The following is a 22,227-nucleotide window of genomic DNA, read 5'->3' as shown; positions in this document are numbered from 1 at the left end:
CGGATCAGGCGGCCGCGGTCCTGCGCGATGACGCCCGGTGGGCGGGTCCGTGGGATTTTCGCGCCGGACTCGGCGAAGTTTCGTGCGCGGCACTCCCGATCGCAACGCCGGATCGTAGTCGCGGAGCGAACGTTCGAAGGCCGCGTACCGGCACCGCACTGTTTCCCCGAGATTGTTCGTGCCGGTCTCGGGTCAGTTGCGCAGGCCCAGGCCGTCGATGGTCGCGCGCACACCCCGGCGGTACATCGTTTCGTGCGCGGTTTCGGTCGGTTCGAGGAACCAGTCGTCGAGCGGGCTTTGCGAGCGGATCGTCAGCTCGACGCTCACCAGTCCGTGCATCGCCGTCCAGATCAGGTAGCCGCATTCCTGCGGGACGACGCCCGGCGGGCAGATCCGTTCGATTTTCGCGACGAACTCGGCGAAACTCGTGCGCAGCACCCCCGACCGCAACGCCGGGTCCGGGTCGTAGTCGTGCACCGAACGCTCGAACATCAAGCCGTAGCGAGCCGGGCTCTCCAGCGCGAACCGGCGGTAGGCGAGTGCGACCTCCACCAGATCGGCGATCCCGTCGCCCTCGGACAGCGGAACGTCGCGCAGGTCTTCGCCCAGCAGGTCGAAAGCCCGTTCGTACAAGGCGTCCAGCAGCCCGGTGCGGCCGCCGAAGCGCGTGTACACGGTGATCGTGGACGCCCCGGCCTGTTCCGCCACCGCGCGCACGGTCAATCCGGCGACGCCTCGCTCGGTCAGGACAGTCAAGGCCGCGTCGAGGAACCGGCCGCGGTTGTGCTGCTCCGCCGGTCGTGTCGAGAGATGCCGGGTGGCCATCTCCCACCCCCTTTGTGCCCGTGCTCCGCGGGAAGCGCGTCCGCGTCTCGCAAGCAGAAGATACGATATTCACGGCTTCTTGGGAACGTCGTTCCGGGACCGTCCACAAGCGACCGCCCGCGCCGGGCGGGCCGTGCCGAGCAGAAGGAATCCGCCCTCATGACCCAGCCGGAACCCGGCACTGTCGTCGTCACCGATGCCGGGAGCGGCCGCTACACCCAGCGCGTCACGACCGCGGGACACGAATTCCTCGCCGACGAACCGACGAGCGTGGGCGGCGCGGACGCCGGCCCCACACCGTATGACCTCCTGTTGTCCGCGCTCGGCACCTGCACCTCGATGACGCTGCGGATGTACGCCGACCGCAAGGGAATCCCGCTGACCCGCACGACTGTCCGGCTCCGGCACGACCGCGTCCACGCGCGCGACTGCGAACGCTGCGAGACCGAGGTCGGGCTGATCAGCCGGATCACGCGCGAGATCTCGCTGGAAGGCGACCTCGACGACGCCCAGCGCGCGCGGCTGCTGGAGATCGCGGACAAATGCCCGGTGCACCGCACGCTGAGCCACGAAATCGCCATCGAAACCCACGCTGTCTGATCCGCGGTCCGTGAGGGGAACCTTCAGGGAATCAGAGTCCGTGAAGGTTCCCCTCACGGACCTTGCCGCAGCGTCAGACGCGGAGGGTCAAGCGCGTTCCAGCGAAACCGAAGGCACCCAGGCACGTTCGAGCGCGGCTTCGCGGGCGCGACGGCGGAGGCCGGCCAGGCTGTGTTTCGCGGGCACGAGCAGCGCACTGAACCACGTGCGCCGGTATTCCGCGAGTGCGTCCGAGACCTGGCGATAGGCGACGCAGTGCACCAAGCCCGGGGTGCCGAGCCGGTGCTTCCCGACGTGCTTCTCCGCCATTGTTCCTCCGTGTGGGCGACCCTTCCGCCGGGCACGGTACGCACTCGACCCGCGAAAACAGCGGAAGCGCGCGGCGTGTCACCCACATCAGTTCGGCTACGCCCGAAAATGTGCTTGCGTTTACGCAGAGGGTGTGCGGGTGCACGTGCAGGGAGTCTGATGTCGCCTGAGCGGGTGACGGCGGCTCTCGTTAAGGTGTGGCCATGCTGCGAGTGGGCTTGACGGGCGGGATCGGTGCGGGGAAGTCGACGGTGGCGGACCGGCTGGCCGAGCACGGGGCGGTCGTCATCGATTCGGACCGCATCGCGCGCGAGGTCGTGGAGCCGGGCACGCCCGGGCTGGCCGCGCTGACCGAGGCGTTCGGCCGGGAAATCCTCGCCGAGGACGGCTCGCTCGACCGTCCCGCGCTCGCCGCGCGCGCGTTCGCGGACGACGAATCGCGCAAGCGGCTGAACGCGATCGTGCATCCGCTGGTCGGACAGCGCACCGGCGAGCTGATGGCCGAGGCCGCCGACGACGCGATCGTGGTGCACGACGTGCCGCTGCTCGTGGAGAACGACCTCGCACCCGCGTATCACCTGGTGCTGGTGGTCGACGCGCCGGTGGAAGTACGGGTGCGCCGGCTGGTCGAGGTGCGCGGCATGCCCGAGGCCGACGCCCGGGCGCGGATCCGCGCGCAGGCCGCGGAGGAACAGCGGCGCGCGGTCGCGGACGTCTGGCTCGACAATGGCGGAACGCAGGACATCGTGCTCGCCGAAGTGGACGCGTTGTGGGCGGACCGGCTGGTGCCGTTCGAGGCGAACCTCCGGCTGCGCAAACCGCGTCCGCCCGCCTCACCGGTGATCTCGCCGTACGACTCGAGCTGGCCGTTGCAGGCCGAGCGGCGGCTGGCGCGGCTGCGGCAGATCGCGGGTTCGCGGTTGGTGCGCGCGGACCACATCGGGTCCACCGCGGTGCCGGGGCTGCCGGCCAAGGACATTCTCGACCTCCAGCTCACAGTGTCCTCTTTGGACGATGCGGACGCACTCGCCGAAGCGCTCGCCGACGCCGGTTTCCCGCGTCGCGAAGGCGAATGGTGGGACGACCCGCAGAGCGGCGACGGGAAGTGGCTCAAACGGTTCCACCAGAGCGCCGACCCGAAGCGGCCGGTGAACCTGCACGTGCGGTCCACCGAAACCCCGGCGTGGCGACTCGCGCTGCTGTTCCGCGACTGGATCCGGGCGCATCCGGACGAGCGCGACAGCTACACCGAGGTGAAGGAAGCGCTGGCGCGCAAGCATTCCGCGGACGGCACAGTCGAGCAGTACGCGGAGGAGAAGCAGGACTGGGTCAACGCGGCGTTCGTGCGCGCGGAGAAGTGGGCCGCGCAGAGCGGCTGGAAGCCCTGACGCGGAAAACCAGGTGCGGTCCCGCCTCGCGCGGGGTTACCGTTCGCGGCATGAAGCGCGCCCAGTCCACGACGACGCCGGATCCCGTCCCGGCGCGCTGAATACTGCCATCGAGCCCGGGGCGAGCGCCCCGGGCTTTGCTGTGCGCTCGCCTCGCCTTTGTGAGGAGACCGCCATGCCTGACCACCGCAAACTCGGCCGGGAACTAGGCCTGTTCGGCAGCGACCCGCTGATCGGGGCCGGACTGCCGTATCTGCTGCCCGACGGCGCCGCCGTGCGGCACGTGCTGGAGGAGTACGTCCGCGAGGTCGAACGCCGAGCCGGCTACCGGCACGTGTCGTCGCCGGTGCTGGGGAAACGCGAGCTGTACGAGCTTTCCGGCCACTGGGCGCACTATCGCGACGACATGTTCCCGCCGATGGATCTTGGTGGCGAACAGATGGTGCTGCGGCCGAGCCTGTGCCCGCACCACGCGCTGATCTACCGTTCCCGCGCCCGCAGCCACCGCGAACTGCCGGTGCGGCTGGCCGAACTCGGCGGGATGTACCGCGCCGAACTGTCCGGCGTCCTCGGCGGGCTCAGCCGGGTGCGGGCGATCCAGCTCAACGACGCGCACATCTTCTGTCTTCCCGAGCAGGTCGGCGCGGAGGTGCGGAGCGCGCTCGCGCTGATCCGCCGCGTGTACCACGACCTTGGCCTGAAACCCGCTCGCTACCGCCTTTCCTTGCCGGACAACCGCGGCAAGTACGCCGGTGCGGCCGACGCCTGGGAGAGTGCGGCGGAGGTGCTCGTCGAAGCGCTCGACGGCATCGAATACGAGCGCGGTCCGGGTGAAGCCGCCTTCTACGGCCCGAAGATCGACGTCCAGATCGCCGACAGTTCCGGCCGCGAGTCGACCCTGTCGACCGTGCAGATCGACCTTCACCAGCCGGAGCAGTTCGGGCTCGAGTACGTCGGCCCGGACGGCCGCGCGCATCGGCCGGTCCTGGTGCACCGCGCGGTGCTCGGCAGCCTGGAACGCGTGCTGGCACAGCTGATCGAGGAACACGGAGGCGCTTTTCCGCCGTGGCTGGCTCCGGTGCAGGTGGCTGTGCTTCCGGTTGGCGACGCGGAACTCCCAGCGGCCCAATCGGTGGCGGAGGAGGCGATGGACGCAGGACTGCGCGTTGAGGTCATCCCGGCGGACCGGGGGAGTCTGGGCGCTCGCATCCGCGACCGGCGGCTGGTGCCGTACCAGGCGGTGATCGGTGCGCGAGAGGCTGACGCGGATCTGGTCGCGCCTCGGCTCCGGGACGGTCACCGCCTGGATCCGCTGCCCGCAAAAGAATTCGTCGCCGCCGTGGTCGCCAAGGTGGCATCGCGCGGTTCCTGCGAAGGTCCGTGAGGGGAACCCTGAGGGACTCTGAGTCCCTCAGGGTTCCCCTCACGGACCTCGGCACCGCGCACCAGGGCCACCGATCAGCCAGGAACCCCCACACGCTACTGAAAAAACCCATTGGGGCGCTCGCTGAGCGGGAGGTTACGAACCCAGCAAACCGCGTTCGAAAGCCACCGCCACCGCGGCCGCGCGGTCTTTGACGCCGAGTTTCGCGTACGCGTGCAGCAGGTGCGTCTTCACCGTCGCCTCGCTGATGAACAGCTTCTTCGCCGCTTCCTTGTTCGTCGACCCTCGCGCGACGAGGTTCAGCACCTCGATTTCGCGCTGTGACAACGGTTCCTGGGCCGGTGCGCGCATCTGGCCCATGATCCGGCTCGCGACCGCGGGGGAGAGGACCGCCTCGCCGCGGGCGGCGGCGCGGACGGCTCGGAACAGTTCCTCGCGCGGCGAATCCTTCAGCAGATAGCCGGTCGCGCCCGCCTCGATCGCCGGGAGCACGTCGGAATCCGTGTCGTACGTGGTCAGCACGAGCACGCGCGCCGGGTTGCCGAGGCGGGCGAGTTCGGTGATCGCGGCGACGCCGTCGGTGCCGGGCATGCGCAGGTCCATCAGCACGACGTCCGGGCGAAGGGCCTCGGCGAGCGTGACTGCCTCGGCTCCGTGCGCGGCCTCGCCCAGCACCTCGAAGCCGCGTTCGCCGGTGAAGATGCCGCGCAGCCCGTCCCGGACGATCGGGTGGTCGTCGGCGATGAGCAGGGTGATGGTCATGGGGCCCCCTCGGTCGGATCCAGTGTCGCAGCCGGGATCGCGGGCAGGCGCGCCGAGATCGCGGTGCCGCCGCCCGGCTCGGACTCGACGTGCAGGGTTCCGGCGAGCCGTTCCGCGCGCCGCCGCATGCCGGGCAGGCCGTGGCCGCCTTCGGGCGACGGCGGGGCGGGCGGCCGCGCCGGGTCGAAGCCGACGCCGTCGTCGCGTGCGTCCAGCGTCACCTCGTCGCCCATGTACGACAGGGTGATCCCGGCCCGTCCCGCCTGCGCGTGCCTGGCCACATTGGACAGTGCTTCCTGGGTGATCCGGAGCAGGGTGGCCTCCAGCTCGGGATGCAGCGGGACAGCGGTCCCGGTGGTCGAGAACTCCGCGGGCACGCCGGTGCGTTCGCTCCACAGCCGCGCGACCTCGGCGAGTGCCTCGGGCAGCGTCGCGGCGTCGAGCGGTTCCGGGCGCAGGGCGTCGACCGAACGCCGGGCCGCGGTGAGGTTTTCCCGCGCCAGCTGGGTCGCCGAGGCGAGGTGGCGTTCCCATTCCGCCGTGGCGTCGCGGGCCTGCGCGGCGGCTTCGAGCTGGGTGATGATCCCGGTGAACCCCTGCGCGAGCGTGTCGTGGATTTCCTGGCTCAGCCGCTGCCGCTCGTCGAGCACGCCTGCCTCGCGTGCCTGCGCGAGCAGTTGCCGCTGCAGCCCGCGGTTCTCCGCCTCGGCCGCCGTCAGCTGGTCGAGCATCCGCTTGCGTTCTTGATTTTGCCTGCCCACCGCGGCGAAAAGCGCGCCGCCGCCGCCGATCGCCGCGGTCTGCACGATCACGATCGTGCCCCAGATGCCCGGCGAGACCGACAGCGCGTGGATCGGCCCGCCGAGCGTCATGGTGTTGATCAGCAGAGACGTGACGCCGACGCCGAGCACCGCGACCGGCATCGGCTTCATCCGCATCGCCGCGAAGAACCCGTAGACCATGAAGATGATGAAGTACGCGTCGCGCGACTGGAGGACCGAGCCGAACGCGACGACCCCCGCGAACGCCGCGGCGGAGGCGACCGGGTGCTCGCGCAGCTTAGGGCTGAGAACGAAGGTGGTGAGCGCCAGCCACACCGCGGCCCCGGCGGAGATCAGCACGGTGGTGATCCGGTGTCCGTTCGTCTGGTCGTTCAGCGCGCTCAGCAGCGTCGGGACGACCAGGAGAACCCACGCGAGCACCGCCTCCACCCGGGCGAACCACCGATGCCACCGCACGGGCCGATCGCCCGCCTGCGGCACGGCGGGCGGCATCAGCGAACCGCGCCAGTCGAGTTCGACGTCCCGGACGTCCTCGAATCTCACGCCTTGAGGTCCTTGAGCTGCGGCCAGATCTGGGCCCAGCTGCCGATCCGGCCGTCGAGCAGCCAGATCGGCATGTGCCTGCTGGCATTCGGGACGCCCAGCCGGTTGTCGACCTCGCCGACGATCCGCGCGGACCGGAAATGCGCCGCGAGCTTCGCCGGTTCGCGGCCGACGAACAGCACGGTGTCCGCGTTGTCGCTCGGCCGGCCGAAGTACCAGAATCCGCGGCTGGCGCTGTACGCCTCGGGCAAGCCCTGGTCAGGCCCGTACCGGCTGAGCGCGCCGGCTTGCCAGTACCCGCCGGTGACGAGCGTCGTGTGCGTCCGTTCCTCCGGCGGCAGCGCTCGGTACTGCGTGGCGACGGACGCGGCCAGATCGGGCCAGCCGTACTCCTCCATCGCGTACGCCGGGCGCGGCGCGGTCGGATGTTCGACCAGCCACTGCTCCGGCCACACCGGGAGCGCGTAGGGAAGGCTGTAGAGCGCGGACAGCACGAACATCGGCCACGTCGGCACCCAGCGCCACCACAACGCGGGCCGCCGGTCCTGCAGATGCACCGCGGCAGCCGCCCACAACAGGCCGAAAGTGCCTGCGGCGTAATAGAACCGGCCGTTGCCGATCAGGAAGAGCGCGAAGACGCCGAGCGCGGTCCAGCCGAGGAAACGGTACGTGCGCAGCCGAGCGCTGCCGAGCAGCACCGCAAGTCCGTACAGCACGCCCAGCGCGCCGATGACCAGACCGGCTCCGGCGAGCAGCCCGGGCACGAACATCGCCCGGCCGCCCGCCTCCTCGACCTCGCGCGACACCGCGTCGCCCATGCCGAGCTGCGGCCAGCCGTTCGAGGCCTGCCAGAGCAACGTCGGTACGCACGCGACGGCGGCGATCGCCGCGCCAGCCCACAGTTTGGGACGGCGCAACAGGTCTCGCGGTCCGAAGACGAGAGCGGTGATCGCGGTGACCGCCCAGAATCCGCCGATCAGGAACTTCACGTTGAGCCCGACCGCCGTCGCGACGCCGAGCCACAGCAGCAGGTTGTCGTCGCGGGTGCGGATCCAGCGCACCAGCAGCCACAGCACGATCGTCCACAGCAGAGGGTCCACAGTGGACGTCGCGAGGTAGTGGCCGCTGCCGACGAACTGCCCGCAGATCGCGTACGCCGCGGCGGCCCGCGTCTGTGCCTTGCGTTGGCCGCCCATTTCCCGGGCGATCAGCGCGGTGAACACCACCCCCGCCGCGGTCGCCAGTATCGCCGGGATCCGGAACACGACGAGCGAGCCCGGCTCGATCGAGTTCGCCAGCCAGGCGAGGAACGGCAGCACCGGCGGCTGGTCCGCGTATCCCCACGCGAGGTGTTTGCCCGCGGCGAGGAAGTACAGCTCGTCGCCGAAGTAGCCGTAGCGGCCGGCGGTGGCGAGGAGTACGGCGGCGGTCCCCGCGGCGAGCAGGAAGACCGGCCGCCGAGCGAACTCGGCGAACGCGCGGTCAGGCGTGCTCGGTGCGGTGGCCGTGGTCACGGCATCCATCCTGCTCCCTGTCGGCGGATCGGGGGCTGGCCTCGCCCGCACCCTACGGGCGAGGCCGGACGCCGTCCTACTGCGGGTGTCGCCGGTCAAGCGCCGGTGTTCGCCAGCTCGGGCCAGATTTCCGGCCACGGCCGCAGCCTCGCGGTGGCGAGCCACATCGGCGTGCCGTCGAGCACACTCGGCTTCGCGTCCCCGGTCGTCACCGCGCCGACCGGCTCGAGACGGGCGAAACGCCCGAGCAGCGGTCGCGGGTCGGCTCCGACGAACAGGACGTTGCGTGCCGAATCGGGCGGCACGGCCAGCGTCGCGTACCCGCGGTTCGGGCTGGTCGGCTCGGGCAGGCGGAGGTCCGGGCCGTAGCGGTCGAGTGCGCTCGCCGTCCAGTACGTCTCGCCGACGATCGCGGTATGTGCCGGGTCGGGCAGGCGGTGGAACGCGGCGGCGACCGACCGCGACGCCTCCGGCCAGCCGACTTCGCCGAACGAGAAGGCGGGTGTCGGCAGCGACGGGTTCTTCTCGACCCAGGAATGCGGCCACACCGGCAGCGCGGCGGGCAGCATCAGCAGCGCGGAAAGCACGTAGACCGGCCAGGTCGGAATCCAGCGCCACCATCGCGACGCCTGCCCGCTCTCCAGTTCCACCGCCGCGGCCGCCCAGCACGGCGCGAACATGCCCGCGATGTAGTACGACCGGCCGTTGACCGCGATGAACACCACGGCGAGCCCGAGGGTGGTCCAGGCGAGGAACCGGTAGGAACGCAGCCGCGGCGACCGGAGCAGTCGCCACAGGCCGTAGCCGAGCAGCACGAGCCCGACCGGGACGCCCGCGAGCAGCAGCACCTGCGGCGCCCAGGTCAGCCGCCCGCCCCAGGACTGGCCGACCTCGTTCGAGATCGCCGCGCCCATGCTGAGCTGCGGCCAGCCGTGCTGGGCCTGCCACACGAGCGTCGGGACTAGCGCCAGCGCGGCGATCGCGGCGCCCGCCCACAGCATCGGGCGGCGCAGCAGTTCGCGCGGACCGCAGATCAGCAGCGCGATCCCGGCGACGATCCAGAACCCGCCGATCAGGAACTTCACGTACAACGCGAGCGCGGTGACGACTCCGGCCCACAGCAGCAGGCCGTCGCGCCGGGTGCGGATCCAGCGGACCACGAGCCAGATCAGGACCGTCCAGAGGAACGGGTCCAGCGTCGAGGTCGCCAGGTAGTGGCCGCCGGCCACGAAATTTGTGCAGGCGGCCCAGGTCGCGGCGGTGATGACCTGCGCGCGGGTCCGGCCGCCGAGTTCGCGGGCGATGAGCGCGGCGAACACGACTCCGGCGAGCATCGCCAGCATCGCGGGAAGCCGCAGGACGAACAGCGAATCGGGCGCGATCGTGTCCATCGCCCGTGCGAGCAGCGGCAGCAGCGGCGGCTGGTCCACATAGCCCCAGGCCAGATGCCGTCCGGCGGCGAGGAAGTACAACTCGTCGCCGAAGTAGCCGTAGTTGTTCGCGGTGAGCACCAGCGGCACCGCGAGCAGCGCGGCGATGCCGAACACGGGCATCCGGGCGAACGGTGCGACTGTGCGGGCCGTCGTGGTTTCTTCCTGTGTCGAAGTCATCGCGTTTCACTCCCACCGGAAGAATCGGGCGGCGAGCGTCGAGCACACAATGGCGACCACCGCGAGCGCCACGAGAGGCAGCCACTGCGGCGCGTGTCCGGCGGCGGTCTCGCGCAGGCTGCCGAGCGTCGCGCCGAGCGGCAGGACGTCGGCGATGTGCTGCAGCACCGGCGGCAGCTGTTCCTTCGGCACCCAGACGCCGCCGAGCGCGAGCATCGGGAAGAACACGGCCGCGCCCAGCCCGTTCGCCGCGCGGGTGCTCGGCACGAACGCGGCGAGCAGCGTGCCGACGGAAAACAGCGACACCGCGCCCAGCAGCGCGACCGCGAAGAACCCGCCCGGGTTCTTCGGCAGCGCCATGCCGAGCGCGATCGTGCCCACCCCCACGACGAGCACGATCGCGACCACGGCGATGGCGAGGTTCACCAGCAGTTGCGCGGCCAGCAGCCGCGACGGCGCCATCGGGCTCGCCGCCATCCGCTTCAGCACCCCCTTCTCCCGGTGCGCGGCCATCGCGCCGGGCAGCATGTACACCGCGAGGATCCCGAGCAGGATCGCCACCGCCATCGGCGCGATCAACGTGGCCAGCGCCGACTGGCCGCCGTGCTCGGCGCTCGGCTCGCGCGACCCCGGCATCAGCCCGAACACCAGCACCAGCGCCAGCGGGATCCCGAGCACCACGGCGGGCGCGCCCGGATCGCGGAGGAAGATCTTCGCCTCGGCGACGGTCAGTTTCGACAACACTTCCGGTTCCCCCTCAGTCCAGTTTCCGGCCGGTCAGCGCGACGAAGGCGTCGTCGAGGCTGGCCTGCTCCACCCGCAGTTCGCCCGCCACCACGTCGGCGCGGGCGAGGAATGACGTCACCGCTTGCAGCGCGCCGGCGCCGCCGGTCACCACGAGATGCGCGCCGTTCCGCTCGGCCTTCAGCACGTCCGGCAGCCCGGCGAGTTCTCGCGGATCGACCGGCGCGGACGGGCGGAACCGGATGCGCTGCTCCCCGCCGACCCGTCCGACCAGCCCCGCCGGGGTGTCGGTCGCGACGACGCGCCCGGCGTCGATCACCGCGATCCGGTCGCACAGCCGTTCCGCTTCCTCCATGAAGTGCGTGACGAGCACGACCGTCACGCCCTCGGCGCGGACGGCTTCGACGAGGTCCCAGGTGTCGCGCCGGGCCTGCGGGTCGAGACCGGTCGTCAGTTCGTCGAGCACCACCGCCTCGGGAGTGCCGACCAGCGCGAGCGCGATCGACACACGCTGCTGCTGGCCGCCGGAAAGCTTGCGGTAGAAGGTGTTCCGCTGCTCGGTGAGCCCGAGCAGGTCCATCAGCCGCTCCGGATCGGCCGGAGTGCGGTACATCGCGGCGAACAGGTCGAGCACCTCGGCGACGCGCAACCGGTCGGGCAGCCGGCTTTCCTGCAACTGGACGCCGAGGCGCTGGCGCAGTTCGCGGACGTCGCGCCGCGGGTCGAGCCCCAGCACCGAAACGGTGCCGCCGTCGGGGGAGCGCAGCCCCTCGACGCATTCGACCGTGGTGGTCTTGCCCGCGCCGTTGGGGCCGAGAATCCCGAAGATCTCGCCCTGCTCCACGGTGAACGAAACGTCTTCCACCGCCGTTTTCCCGCGGTAGCGTTTGCGGAGGTTTCGCACCTCGATGACCGGCATTGTCCGCCGTCCCCTCTCGAATCGCAGCGGTTGCTGTGTTCGAGAATTCCGGCTGGAGCGGCCGATCGGATCAACGGAACGGCGCGACTTCCGGTCCACCGGCTGTCAGCCGCGCATCCACCGATCGGTGGATGCGGAAGTAGATCATCGGGTTGTCGCGGCCGGTGTGGACGGCGCTGTCGACGCCGAGTTCGCGCCTGAGTTCGTTGAGGCGAGCGTACGCGTGTTTCGCGCGGGCGCGGGCCGGGGTGAAGTACGGAGTCCGCGTTTTTTCCAGCCAGCGCACCACTTCGGCGCCTTCGGTGAACGGCAGCGGGGTGCCGCGGTGGAACACGTCGTGCACGCTCACCGCGGCGTCGATCTTCGGGAAGACGTCGGCGAGATACCACCTCGCGAAGCGCGCGCCGTGGTCGGCATCGATGAACAGATAGTCCACATCGGACATCCAGTCGGCGGTGAGGGTGCGCGCGTCGCCCTGGCAGAATTCCCAGCGGCCCTTGGCCAGCGCGTGCGGGACGGTTTTGGTGGCGTTCCCGATGAGGTCGATCGTGGTCAGCTTGCCGGCGCCGTTGTCCGCGAGCGCGCGGAGAAGCCAGCTCGTGGACCAGCCGTGCAGCGAACCGATCTCCACGACTTTCTCCGGGCGCAGATGGCGCAGGAGCAGGTAGGTGATCTCCGCCTCGACGTCGTCCAGCTGCGTCTTCATCGTCGGATGCGCGCGTCGGTGCGCTCGCTGGGCGTCCTTCGCGGCGCGCAACGCTTCCGTGTGCTCGCGATAGAGCGAGCACACGAGGTCGAGCGTCACCTGGTTTGCGGTTCGTTCCATGCCGCTGATCGTGGCCGGGGGAGCCGTTTCGGGTAATCCGGCTGACCGCCGGGCGGGGTGGGGGATTCCCCCGTTCCCGGTTAGGGATGCCTGCGCCAGCCGAGTGTCATGTCCTTTGTGGACAGCCAGGCGGCGAGGTCGTAGCCGTGTGCGGCAAGGCCCTCAATGGCAGCGTAGGCGACTTCGAGCGCGTACTCGCCTTCCTCCGGGGAGAGCAGGTTTCCGGAGACGGCGGCGAGCAGTTCGTCGGTGTCGATCACCCGGACCGAGATCTTGTCCCTGAGCACGAGGTCGAGGTAGAGGTCGGTGGCGACCCAGCGCGGGCCGTCGCGGTGCACGCGGACCACGTCGAGGTAGAAGTCCTGGTCGCGTTCGTGGCCGGGGGTGAACCAGAAGTCGGTGACCCGCAGGCCGAGTTCCGGAAGCAGCCAGGATTCGAGGTAGTGGAACTGCGCCCGGCCCGGCGCCGGCCGCGCCAGGTACAGGCCGAACGGCTCCTCGCGGAACTCCTCCACGTCGCGGCGGATGCCCTTGTTGTCGATGTTCACGCGGGCGGCCGGGTCGAACGTCTCGACCTTCGGGGGGTGCAGATCGGTCATCCGCCCATCCTGCCTTGCCCGCGGCCTTCGCGAGAATCGCCGGAACGCCGGTTAGGGGCCTGGCCGAGGAGTTAAAGTTCGCGGGTCATTCGGTTCTCTGGGGGGACAAGCATTTGTTCGGGATCATCAGACCCTGCCGGCATCGGCTGGCCGGGCGGCTCCACGCGGACTGGATGGCGCACCTGTGCGGCCTCTGCCTCGCCCTGCGCGACCAGCACGGACAGCTCGCGCGGGTGGTGACGAACTACGACGCGCTGATCGTGTCGGCGCTGGTCGAAGCACAGACACCGAGCGGACCCCGGCGAGCCGCGGGACCGTGCCCGCTGCGGTCGATGCGCCCGGCGTCCGTCGCGGTCGGAGACGGTGCCCGGCTCGCTGCGGCGGTTTCGCTGGTACTGGCTTCCGCGAAGGTCGACGACCACGTCGCGGATCGAGACGGCGCTTTCGCCCGGCGTCCGGTCGCTGGAGCGGCGCGGCTCGTCGCGCGACGCTGGGCCGCGCAGGGCGGTCGGACGGGTGCTGGCATCGGTTTCGACACCGCCGTGCTGACCGAAGCGGTCGGTCGGCAGGGGGAGCTGGAACGCGCCGTTCGGGCGGGAGACTCGCCGCTGCTGGCGACCGAACCGGCCGAACTGGCGTCGTCCGCGGCGTTCGCGCAGACCGCGGTGCTGGCCGGACGCCCCGGCAACCGCGCCCCGCTCGCCGAGGCCGGCCGGCTGTTCGGCCGGGTCGCGCACCTGCTCGACGCGGTCGAGGACCTGGCCGCGGATGCCGCGTCCGGTTCGTGGAATCCCTTGCTGGCCACGGGAACCGCGCTGGACGAGACACACCGGTTGTGCACGGACGCGGTGCTCGGGGTCGAGCTGGCCCTGCGCGAGGCGGAGTTCGCTGATTCGGCGCTGGTGCACGCGCTGCTGGTGCACGAGCTGAGGCAGGCGGTGCGGCGGGCGTTCGGGCATCACCACCTGCACGGTCATGGGGTGCACGGCCAGCAGCCGCCGCCGGGGTGGATCGGGCCGGGGCCGGTGCCGCAGCAGTCGCCTTACGGGCCGGGGGTCGGTGCGCCTGGGCCCGGGCCGGGATATGGGCAGCATCCGGGGATGCCCGGGTATGGGCAGCCGCCGGGTTACGGCGCTCCGGTGCCTGGGTACGGACCTGCCGGAATGCCCGGTCCCGGCGGCCCTGCGGGCCCTCCCGGGCCAGGCGGTCCCGGCGGCCCAGGTGGGCCAGGCGGGCCGGACGGTCCCGAACCGCCGGAGGACGGGGGCTCGCTGGACGGCAAGGGCGGCGGCTGCTGGGCGCCGAAGTTCGCGGTTCCGCCGAAACGCCGGAACTTCTTCTCCGGCTGCGCGATCGCGACGTACATGTGCTGCTCCTGCCAGTTCTGCTGCCGCGACCCGTACCCGGGCCCGTGGAGCGGCAAACCGCACACCAACGGCTGCGACTGTGACTGCTGTGATTGCTGCAACTGCTGCGACGGATGCGACTGCTGCGACTGCTGACGAAGACCGCTCAGCCCAGCCGCCCTCGCGCGTGCACCCACGCCGGAAGTCCGTGAGGGGAACCCTGAGGGACTTTGATTCCGTGAGGGTTCCCCTCACGGCTGCTCGGGAAGCGAGCAAGGGTGCGAGATCCCCAGCTCACACCGGCCGTCGCGGAAATTGTCGGTGCCCCGGCCTACCCTGGTTCTCGTGGCTTTCGCAACCGAACACCCCGTCCTCGCCCAGTCCGACTTCCGCCCGGTCTCCGAGGTGCCTCGTGCCGGCGGCCGGTTCGAGGTCGTCAGCGAGTACCAGCCCGCCGGCGACCAGCCGGCGGCCATCGACGATCTCGAACGCCGGATCCGCGGCGGGGAGAAGGACGTCGTGCTGCTGGGCGCCACCGGCACCGGCAAATCGGCCACCACCGCGTGGCTGATCGAGCGCGTCCAGCGGCCCACGCTGGTGATGGCCCCGAACAAGACGCTGGCCGCGCAGCTGGCCAACGAGCTGCGCGAGCTGTTCCCGCACAACGCGGTCGAATACTTCGTCAGCTACTACGACTACTACCAGCCCGAGGCGTACATCGCGCAGACGGACACCTACATCGAGAAGGACTCGTCGATCAACGACGACGTCGAGCGGCTGCGCCACTCCGCCACGATGAACCTGCTCTCGCGGCGCGACGTCATCGTGGTCGCGTCCGTGTCCTGCATCTACGGCCTGGGCACGCCGCAGTCGTACCTCGACCGGTCCACGAAGCTGGAGGTCGGCGCCACGGTGGAGCGCGACGTCCTGCTGCGCGCGCTGGTCGACGTGCAGTACTCGCGCAACGACATCGCCTTCGCGCGCGGCACCTTCCGCGTCCGCGGCGACACGGTGGAGATCATCCCGGCGTACGAGGAGCTGGCGATCCGCGTCGAGTTCTTCGGCGACGAGATCGACAAGCTGTACTACCTGCACCCGCTCACCGGCGACATCGTGCGCGAGGTCGAGGAGGTCCGGATCTTCCCGGCCACGCACTACGTCGCCGGGCCGGAGCGGATGGAGAAGGCGATCCGCGGCATCGAGGCCGAGTTGGAGCAGCGGCTGGCCGAGCTGGAGAAGCAGGGCAAGCTGCTGGAGGCCCAGCGGCTGCGGATGCGCACGGCCTACGACATCGAGATGATGCGCCAGGTCGGCTTCTGCTCCGGCATCGAGAACTACTCGCGGCACATCGACGGCCGCGGCGCGGGCACCGCTCCCGCTACGCTCATCGACTACTTCCCGGAAGACTTCCTGCTGGTCATCGACGAATCGCACCAGACGGTGCCGCAGATCGGCGGCATGTACGAGGGCGACATGAGCCGCAAGCGCAACCTCGTCGACTACGGGTTCCGGCTGCCGAGCGCGGTCGACAACCGACCGCTGACCTGGGAGGAGTTCTCCGACCGGATCGGGCAGACGGTGTACCTGTCGGCGACGCCCGGCCCGTACGAGATGGGCCGGACCGGCGGCGAGTTCGTCGAGCAGGTCATCCGGCCGACCGGCCTGGTCGACCCGAAGGTGGTCGTGAAGCCCACCGAGGGGCAGATCGACGACCTGGTGCACGAGATCCGGGAACGCGCGGACAAGGACGAGCGCGTCCTGGTCACCACGCTCACCAAGAAGATGTCCGAGGACCTCACGGACTACCTGCTGGAGCTGGGCATCCGGGTCCGGTACCTGCATTCGGAGGTCGACACCCTGCGCCGGGTCGAGCTGCTGCGCCAGCTGCGCGCGGGCGACTACGACGTCCTGGTCGGCATCAACCTGCTGCGCGAGGGCCTCGACCTGCCCGAGGTGTCGCTGGTCGCGATCCTCGACGCGGACAAGGAAGGCTTCCTGCGCAGCGGCACCTCGCTGATCCAGACGATCGGCCGCGCGGCGCGAAACGTGTCCGGCGAGGTCCACATGTACGCGGACAAGATCACCGATTCGATGCGGTACGCGATCGACGAGACCGACCGCCGCCGCGCCAAGCAGGTCGCCTACAACGAGGAGCGCGGCCTCGACCCGCAGCCGCTGCGCAAGAAGATCGCCGACATCCTCGACCGCGTCTACAACGAGGCGGAAGACTCGGACGAGGCGGTCGCGGTCGGCGGCTCGGGCCGCAACACCTCGCGCGGCAAGAAGCCGGAACAGGGCGACCGCGTCCGCAGCTCGGGCATGCTCACCGACAAGAACGTCTCGTCGATGCCGCGCGCCGAACTGGCCGACCTGATCCAGCAGATGACCGACCAGATGATGCAGGCCGCCCGCGACCTGCAGTTCGAACTGGCCGCCCGGCTGCGCGACGAGGTCTCCGACCTGAAGAAGGAACTGCGGGGGATGGACGCGGCCGGAATCAAGTAGTTACACCATGGTGCGGTACCATTACACCATGGCGATGAACATCAAAGATCCGGAAACGGAGCGACTGGCCGCGGAAGTGGCCGAGCTGACCGGCACCACCAAAACCGGCGCGGTCCGCGATTCGCTGCGGATCATGCGGGACCGGCTGGTCGCGCAACGGCGCGCGGAGCACAACGCGGACGAGTTCGTGCGGTTCCTTCAGGAAGAGATCTGGCCGCAGGTCTCCCCGGAGAACCGGGGCAAGGCGATCAGCAAAGCCGAGCGCGAGGAAATCCTCGGATACGGGCCGGGTGGCGTGTGATCATCGACAGTTCCGCGATCGTGGCGCTGCTCATGCAAGAGCCGCTGGCGGTGCCGATCGCCCGGGCGATCGGCGGCGCGGAGGAATGCCGGATCGGCGCGCCGACCCTGGTGGAGACCTCGATCGTGCTGGCGAACAAGGAAGGCGAGCGAGGCACCACGCTGCTGGCTTCGTTCCTGCAGCGGCGGCGGTTCGACGTCTTCACCTTCGGCGAAGCGCACTGGCGGACCGCGCAGACCGCGTTCCTGCGGTACGGCAAAGGCAGGCATTCTGCCGCGCTGAATTTCGGCGACTGCCTCACCTACGCGGCCGCGATGGTCGCCAGAGAGCCGCTGCTCTGCATCGGCGACGACTTCCCGCAAACCGACCTCGAGTTGGTCAAGCTGGAGGAGAACTGACCGCGATCAGCTGAACGGGAACCCCGGCCCGGGGGTGCGCTCCGAACTGAGGCACCCCCGGTTCCCGGACCCTCGTATCGACTTTCACAGAAACATGCGCCCGAAGCAATGGGTGCGAGGGCAGAGCTGAGGCAAGAAAGTCTCCAGTTCCGAGACTTCCCGGGCAAGGGCCCACCGGAAGGTCAGTGCTTCAGCACTTTCTCCACGTACGCCTTCACCGCCGCCAGTGCCGGTTCCGACCGCCACAGCCGTTCCACCTGCGCGTCGTCGGACACGCGGTTCTCCGCGATCCGCTGGTGGTACGGCTGCCGCAGCTGCGCCTTCGTGTGCGCGAACGCCTCCGCGGGCAGTTCGCCGAGCCGGGCAGCCAGCTCGCGAGCCCGGGTGAGCACGTCCTCCGGGGAGACGACCTCGTCGACCAGGTCGCGATGGACCGCGTCGGCCATGGTGACCGTCGCGCCGCTGTAGATCAGGGATGGCAGCGGCGTCGTCCCGTAGGCGCAGCGCAGGATCTCCAGCGCCGACAACGGGAACGGCACGCCCACCAACAGCTCCGTCACGCCGATGCGGCCGGGCCCGTCCGCGGCGATCCGGTGGTCGCACGCCGCCGCCAGGACCATGCCGCCCGCGATGGCGTGGCCGTTCACCGCCGCCACCACCGGGCGCGGGAAGCCGAAGACGGCCAGGAACGCGTCCGACAGCGCGGGCAGGAAGTCGCCGACGTAGCGCGAGCCGCCCTCGTCGATCGCCAGCAAGTCCACGCCGGCGGAGAACATGTCGCCGGACCCGGTGAGCACGACCGCGCGTGCTCCGGCCGCGTCCGCCTCTTCGAGTCTGATCACCAGCTCTTTGCAGGTGGCGGTGTCGAGGGTGTTGCCACGCCCGTGTTCGAGGGTCACGAGTGCGACGCCGGCGTCGAGTTCCAGGTGGATCGTCACGCGCCGAACCGTACCGGACATCCGCCTCAGCTGGTGACGTCCTTCCGCGCGAACCGGCGGCCTGCCAGCAACAGGAAGACCGTCGTGTAGATGACCGACGACAGCACGCCGCTGGCCAGGTTCGTCCAGTCGATGTCGGTGGAGATCAAGTCGATCCAGGCGAACGAATAGTGCGTCGGCAGATAGTTCCGCAGTCCCTCCAGCGCGGTGATCTGGTCGAGGATCTGCGACAGGATCGCCACCAGCACCGTCCCGCCGACCGCGCCCAGCGGCGCCTCCGTCGACACGCTCAGCAGCAGCGCGAGCCCAGCGACCCAGGCCAGCTGCACCACGATGTACACAGTGGACATCAGCAGCGCCAGCAGGCTGTCGCCGAAGCTGACCGCGTCGCCGGTGGGGCTGATCGCGTCGCCCGCGCCGTAGAAGATGATGCCGACCAGCAGCGAAACCACCGGCAGCAACACGAGCGCGGCGATCGACAGCAGCCCGGACACCATGGCCTTCTGCCGCAGCAGCCGGTGCCGCGGCACGGGGATCGCCAGCAGGTACTTCAGGCTCGACCACGACGATTCGCTCGCGATCGTGTCGCCGAAGAACAACGCGACGATCATCGGCAGCAGGAACGTGCCGGACACGAAGAACGCGAGCACCACGAAGTTCGGCGCGCTCGCCGTCGCGAGGTCCACGAACCCACCGGAGCGGCGGTTGGGACTGGACTGCCCGATCTGGAACGCCACCACGAGGATGAACGGCAGCACCGCGACGAACGCCAGCACCAGCTGGGTCCGCCGGCGGCGCAGCTGCCGTTTGAGCTCGACGCTCAGCCGCAGCGTCCGGTCGGCGCGGTAGCCCGCGACGGCGCCGTCCGGGCCGACCTCGGCCGGTTCCGCGGTGGCCAGATCGCTCAGTTCCTGCAGTGCGGCCGGGTCGGTGTGCACCCCGCCGGAACCGTTGCGCTCGCTCATGAATCCTCTCCCACCAGCTGCAGGAACGCGTCTTCGAGCCGGCGGCGCGGCCCGGCCTGCTCCACCGCGACCCCGGCGCGCACGAGCGCCGCGACCGCGTCGGCGCGCGGCAGCCCGTCGAGATTCGCGTGCACCAGATCGCCCTCGGTCTCGATGTCCGTCACCCCGCCGACGCTCTTGAGCGCCGCCGCGGCCGCCGCCGAGTCGCCGACCCGGAACGTGGCCTCGCCGCTCGAGGCCGCCAGCTCGCCGACCTCGCCCGAGGCCACGAGCCTCCCGCGGTGCATGACCACCACGTGCGAACACGTCTGCTCGACCTCGGCCAGCAGGTGGCTCGAGACGACGACGGTGCGCCCGGTGGCGGCGTAGCGCTGCAGGACCTCTCGCATCTGGTGGATCTGCGGCGGGTCGAGCCCGTTGGTCGGTTCGTCGAGCACCATCAGCTCGGGCAGGCCGAGCATCGCCTGCGCGATCGCGAGCCGCTGCCGCATGCCCTGGCTGTAGGTCTTCACCCGCCGGTGCACCGCGTCGCCGAGTCCGGCGATCTCCAGCGCTTCGGTGAAATGCGCCTTCTCGACCGGACGCCCGGTCGCCGCCCAGTACAGCTCCAGGTTCGCCTTGCCGGACAGATGCGGCAGGAATCCGGAGCCCTCGACGAACGACCCGATCCGCGACAGCACCGGCGCGCCCGGCGCGATCCGGTGGCCGAACACGCGGATCTCGCCCGCGGTCGGCGTGATCAGGCCCATCAGCATCCGCAGCGTGGTCGTCTTGCCCGCGCCGTTCGGGCCGAGCAGGCCGAGCACCTGGCCCGGTTCGACGCGGAACGACAGGTCCGCCACCGCGGTGAACCCGCCCGCGTACTGCTTTTTCAGCCCCTTGATCACCAGCGGAGTGTCCGCGAGTTCCGGATCGACGTCGTGTGCTCGCCGCCGCCGGATCACCGCGACCACAACGACCGCGATCGCGATCAGCAACGTCACGCCGATGCCGATCAGCTGCCCGACCGGCAGGGGAGCGCCGACCGAAGCGCCCGGCACCACCGGAACGGCGAGCGCCGCGCCCGATGCGAGCCCGACCCGGAACACGCCCGGCTGCGTCGGCACCGAGTACGCCTGATCAGTCGTGCCGACGACGAGTCGCAGGGAATGCCCGGAGTCGATCGGCCGCACGACACCCGGCAGCGTCACCGTCACGTCGACCGGCGTGCCGTCCGCAGGAAGCCCGGTGACCCGGAACGGCGCGACCGCGTTCGCGGGCAGCACGCGGGTGCCGTCCTGCCCGACGTCGTACAGCTTCGCGAACAGCACCGCTTCCGGCTGCGGATGCGCCGGATCGGTCGCGACTTGCAGCCGCACCGTGCTCGAACCGGACAGCAGCACCTGGCTGTCGAACGGCGCGGTGCCGAACTGCGCGGCCTGTCCCGGCGGGTCGCTGCTGAACAACGGAGCCAGTCGCGAGGTGCCGGACGCGAGCCCGTTGAGCCCGGGAATCCCGCTCACCGCGGCCGGATTCGCACCGGCGGGCCGGACGATCGGCTGCGCCGGACCGCTGAGCGCCACCTGCTTCCGCTCGGTCCCGTCGCTGCCAAGCCCGGGGTACGCGGCGGCGTTGACCGTCCGCACCGACGGGGTTCCGTTGGCGCGCAACGTGCCTTGGACGTCGTAGCTGAAGCCGTGGCCCGGGTCGCCCTGCCCGGTGAGCGAAGACCACAGGAAGTCGCCGATCTTCGCGCGCAGCTGCGGTCCGGGGATGCCGCCGTCGTGCCCGCCGGTGTACCAAATCGTGCGCACCGATCCGCCCGCCTCGGTGATCTGCCGCGCGGTGGCGTCGGATTGGTCGAGCCCGAACAGCGTGTCGCTCTCGCCTTGGACGAGCAGCGTCGGCGCGGTGATCTTGCCGGTGACCGAGGAGGGGGAGATGCGGTGCAGCAGCGCGACGGTCGCCGGGCTGGCCTTGCCGGTCGTCGCCAGTTCCGTGTACGCCTGGCAGACCGGCGCGGTGAACCGCCCGCACGGATCCGTAGACGGCCGCTCCGTCTTTGACCCAGCCGGTGGTGCAGCGGCTTGCGGTGCGGTGCCGCCGCTGTTCCCGGCGGTGCCGCCAGTGTCGTTGGTGGGTTGTCCCGCTTCCGGCGCTTCGGTGGACGGCGTGCTGGCCGCGGCCGCGCCCGAACCGGCGGAGAAGAAGATGCCCGCCCAGGTCTTCTTGAAGACGCCGTCCGGGGAGAACGCGCCGGCCGCCGGAGTCTTCGCCGACGGAGCGGTAGCCGCCGCGGCGTTCGGCACGAGCGCCTGGCCGAGGTCGTTGTAGGTGATCACCGGCGCGAGCGCGCGCACCCGATGATCGGTCCCGGCGAGCAGCAACGACAGCGAACCGCCGTACGACGCACCGGTCACACCGATCTCTCGCTGGCCGTCGGCTCCGGTCGCCACCTCGGGACTCGCCGTCAGCCGGTCGACCAGCTTGCGCGCGTCGGCGACCTCGCCGTCCGGGTCGTTCAGCCCGATCTTGCCGGTGCTGTGCCCGAATCCGCGTGCGGACCAGGTGAGCACGACGAACCCGCGCTGGGCCAGTTCGCGCGCCTGCGGGTCCACACTGGACTTGTCGCCGCCGAAGCCGTGCGCGAGCAATACGGCGGGCGCGGGCGTGTGTTCGGGGTAGTAGGTCGTGGTGTCGATCCGGACCTGATCGGGGGAACCGGGTGCGGCGGGCATCGCGACGAACGCGTCCTGGGTCCGGACCGGAGCGGGACCGCGGTCGCGGGTCGCCCAGACAGTCGCCGCGGCCGCGGCGACCAGCACCACCGCGGCTGCGGCGGTGAGCCGGGCAGCGCGGGTGCGAGGGAGCGGGATTCGGGGCACGACGTGACGTTATGACGATTTTGCTGAGAACGGGGATGCGGGCTCACACGGATTAGACAATGGGTTCACTCGCTGGAGGAGGGCGGGGGTTGTGGGGGAGTTAGT

At 70.5% G+C, this 22,227-nt stretch carries 20 protein-coding genes; 7 read left to right on the top strand and 13 right to left on the bottom strand.

Annotated elements, in window-relative coordinates; all coding sequences use genetic code 11:
- Positions 1 to 192: 192 nt before the first annotated feature.
- Positions 193 to 825: a TetR/AcrR family transcriptional regulator gene (locus tag D0D37_RS36450; protein ID WP_116205132.1), complete on the bottom strand. Its 633-nt coding sequence runs from the start codon at positions 823 to 825 to the stop codon at positions 193 to 195.
- Positions 826 to 984: 159 nt separating this feature from the next.
- Between D0D37_RS36450 and D0D37_RS36445 the strand changes: the two genes are divergently transcribed.
- Positions 985 to 1,425 carry an OsmC family protein gene (locus D0D37_RS36445; RefSeq protein WP_116205131.1) on the top strand — a complete coding sequence of 147 codons (441 nt, stop codon included), beginning with the start codon at positions 985 to 987 and terminating at the stop codon, positions 1,423 to 1,425.
- 87 nt (positions 1,426 to 1,512) lie between these two features.
- Here D0D37_RS36445 and D0D37_RS36440 read toward each other — a convergent pair whose 3' ends face one another.
- Complete coding sequence (locus D0D37_RS36440; protein WP_116205130.1) at positions 1,513 to 1,734, bottom strand: hypothetical protein; 222 nt, start codon at positions 1,732 to 1,734, stop codon at positions 1,513 to 1,515.
- A gap of 203 nt (positions 1,735 to 1,937) precedes the next feature.
- On the opposite strand from D0D37_RS36440, the gene coaE reads away from it, so the two are divergent.
- Together coaE and thrS are read left to right on the top strand one after the other, a co-directional pair.
- Positions 1,938 to 3,122 carry a dephospho-CoA kinase gene (gene coaE / locus D0D37_RS36435; RefSeq protein ID WP_116205129.1) on the top strand — a complete coding sequence of 395 codons (1,185 nt, stop codon included), beginning with the start codon at positions 1,938 to 1,940 and terminating at the stop codon, positions 3,120 to 3,122.
- A gap of 175 nt (positions 3,123 to 3,297) precedes the next feature.
- A complete protein-coding gene (gene thrS / locus D0D37_RS36430) occupies positions 3,298 to 4,506 on the top strand; it encodes a threonine--tRNA ligase (RefSeq protein ID WP_116205128.1) in 1,209 nt (402 codons plus the stop codon).
- A gap of 135 nt (positions 4,507 to 4,641) precedes the next feature.
- Here the strand turns inward: thrS and D0D37_RS36425 are convergent, their stop codons facing one another.
- From D0D37_RS36425 to D0D37_RS36390, 8 genes are all read right to left on the bottom strand, one after another.
- Positions 4,642 to 5,268: a response regulator gene (locus D0D37_RS36425; RefSeq protein ID WP_116205127.1), complete on the bottom strand. Its 627-nt coding sequence runs from the start codon at positions 5,266 to 5,268 to the stop codon at positions 4,642 to 4,644.
- Positions 5,265 to 6,593: a sensor histidine kinase gene (locus D0D37_RS36420; RefSeq protein ID WP_244223800.1), complete on the bottom strand. Its 1,329-nt coding sequence runs from the start codon at positions 6,591 to 6,593 to the stop codon at positions 5,265 to 5,267. Before D0D37_RS36420 ends, D0D37_RS36425 begins: the two co-directional genes overlap by 4 nt.
- Positions 6,590 to 8,107, bottom strand: coding sequence for an ArnT family glycosyltransferase (locus tag D0D37_RS36415; protein WP_425266998.1), 1,518 nt, complete (start codon positions 8,105 to 8,107; stop codon positions 6,590 to 6,592). The genes D0D37_RS36420 and D0D37_RS36415 overlap by 4 nt, the downstream gene beginning before the upstream one ends.
- Before the next feature lie 95 nt (positions 8,108 to 8,202).
- Positions 8,203 to 9,717: a glycosyltransferase family 39 protein gene (locus tag D0D37_RS36410; protein ID WP_116205125.1), complete on the bottom strand. Its 1,515-nt coding sequence runs from the start codon at positions 9,715 to 9,717 to the stop codon at positions 8,203 to 8,205.
- Between the two features lie 6 nt (positions 9,718 to 9,723).
- On the bottom strand, positions 9,724 to 10,461 hold the full coding sequence (locus D0D37_RS36405; protein WP_116205124.1) for an ABC transporter permease: 738 nt from the start codon (positions 10,459 to 10,461) through the stop codon (positions 9,724 to 9,726).
- Between the two features lie 13 nt (positions 10,462 to 10,474).
- Positions 10,475 to 11,380, bottom strand: a complete 906-nt coding sequence (locus tag D0D37_RS36400) for an ABC transporter ATP-binding protein (RefSeq protein WP_116205123.1) — start codon at positions 11,378 to 11,380, stop codon at positions 10,475 to 10,477.
- A 70-nt stretch (positions 11,381 to 11,450) separates the two neighbouring features.
- Positions 11,451 to 12,206, bottom strand: coding sequence for a class I SAM-dependent methyltransferase (locus D0D37_RS36395; RefSeq protein WP_116205122.1), 756 nt, complete (start codon positions 12,204 to 12,206; stop codon positions 11,451 to 11,453).
- Positions 12,207 to 12,286: 80 nt separating this feature from the next.
- Positions 12,287 to 12,805: a ribonuclease FAU-1 family protein gene (locus D0D37_RS36390; RefSeq protein WP_116205121.1), complete on the bottom strand. Its 519-nt coding sequence runs from the start codon at positions 12,803 to 12,805 to the stop codon at positions 12,287 to 12,289.
- A 113-nt stretch (positions 12,806 to 12,918) separates the two neighbouring features.
- Between D0D37_RS36390 and D0D37_RS46945 the strand changes: the two genes are divergently transcribed.
- The 4 genes from D0D37_RS46945 (at position 12,919) to D0D37_RS36365 (ending at position 17,355) form a co-directional block, all read left to right on the top strand.
- A complete protein-coding gene (locus D0D37_RS46945; protein WP_162834641.1) occupies positions 12,919 to 14,307 on the top strand; it encodes a DUF5685 family protein in 1,389 nt (462 codons plus the stop codon).
- Positions 14,308 to 14,496: 189 nt separating this feature from the next.
- Positions 14,497 to 16,656 (top strand): excinuclease ABC subunit UvrB, encoded by a 2,160-nt coding sequence (gene uvrB / locus D0D37_RS36375; RefSeq protein ID WP_162834640.1) that lies wholly within the window; start codon positions 14,497 to 14,499, stop codon positions 16,654 to 16,656.
- 28 nt (positions 16,657 to 16,684) lie between these two features.
- On the top strand, positions 16,685 to 16,957 hold the full coding sequence (locus tag D0D37_RS36370; protein WP_116205137.1) for a type II toxin-antitoxin system VapB family antitoxin: 273 nt from the start codon (positions 16,685 to 16,687) through the stop codon (positions 16,955 to 16,957).
- On the top strand, positions 16,954 to 17,355 hold the full coding sequence (locus tag D0D37_RS36365) for a type II toxin-antitoxin system VapC family toxin (RefSeq protein ID WP_116205117.1): 402 nt from the start codon (positions 16,954 to 16,956) through the stop codon (positions 17,353 to 17,355). The genes D0D37_RS36370 and D0D37_RS36365 overlap by 4 nt, the downstream gene beginning before the upstream one ends.
- A gap of 182 nt (positions 17,356 to 17,537) precedes the next feature.
- On the opposite strand, the gene D0D37_RS36360 is transcribed toward D0D37_RS36365, so the two are convergent.
- Genes D0D37_RS36360 through D0D37_RS36350 form a run of 3 tightly spaced genes read right to left on the bottom strand, consistent with a single transcriptional unit; the run spans position 17,538 to position 22,122 of the window.
- Entirely contained in the window at positions 17,538 to 18,293 is a 756-nt protein-coding gene (locus D0D37_RS36360; protein WP_425266997.1) for an enoyl-CoA hydratase/isomerase family protein, read from the bottom strand.
- Positions 18,294 to 18,319: 26 nt separating this feature from the next.
- The gene (locus tag D0D37_RS36355) at positions 18,320 to 19,258 is read right to left on the bottom strand and encodes an ABC transporter permease (RefSeq protein WP_116205115.1); all 939 of its coding nucleotides are present in this window, start codon (positions 19,256 to 19,258) and stop codon (positions 18,320 to 18,322) included.
- Complete coding sequence (locus D0D37_RS36350) at positions 19,255 to 22,122, bottom strand: alpha/beta fold hydrolase (RefSeq protein WP_116205114.1); 2,868 nt, start codon at positions 22,120 to 22,122, stop codon at positions 19,255 to 19,257. Before D0D37_RS36350 ends, D0D37_RS36355 begins: the two co-directional genes overlap by 4 nt.
- Positions 22,123 to 22,227: the final 105 nt, after the last annotated feature.

Origin of the sequence: Amycolatopsis circi, from assembly GCF_003385235.1 — a bacterium.
GTDB lineage: Bacteria > Actinomycetota > Actinomycetes > Mycobacteriales > Pseudonocardiaceae > Amycolatopsis > Amycolatopsis circi.
Note: the sequence above shows the minus strand (reverse complement) of the source record. Positions and strands in the feature narration are given on the sequence as shown.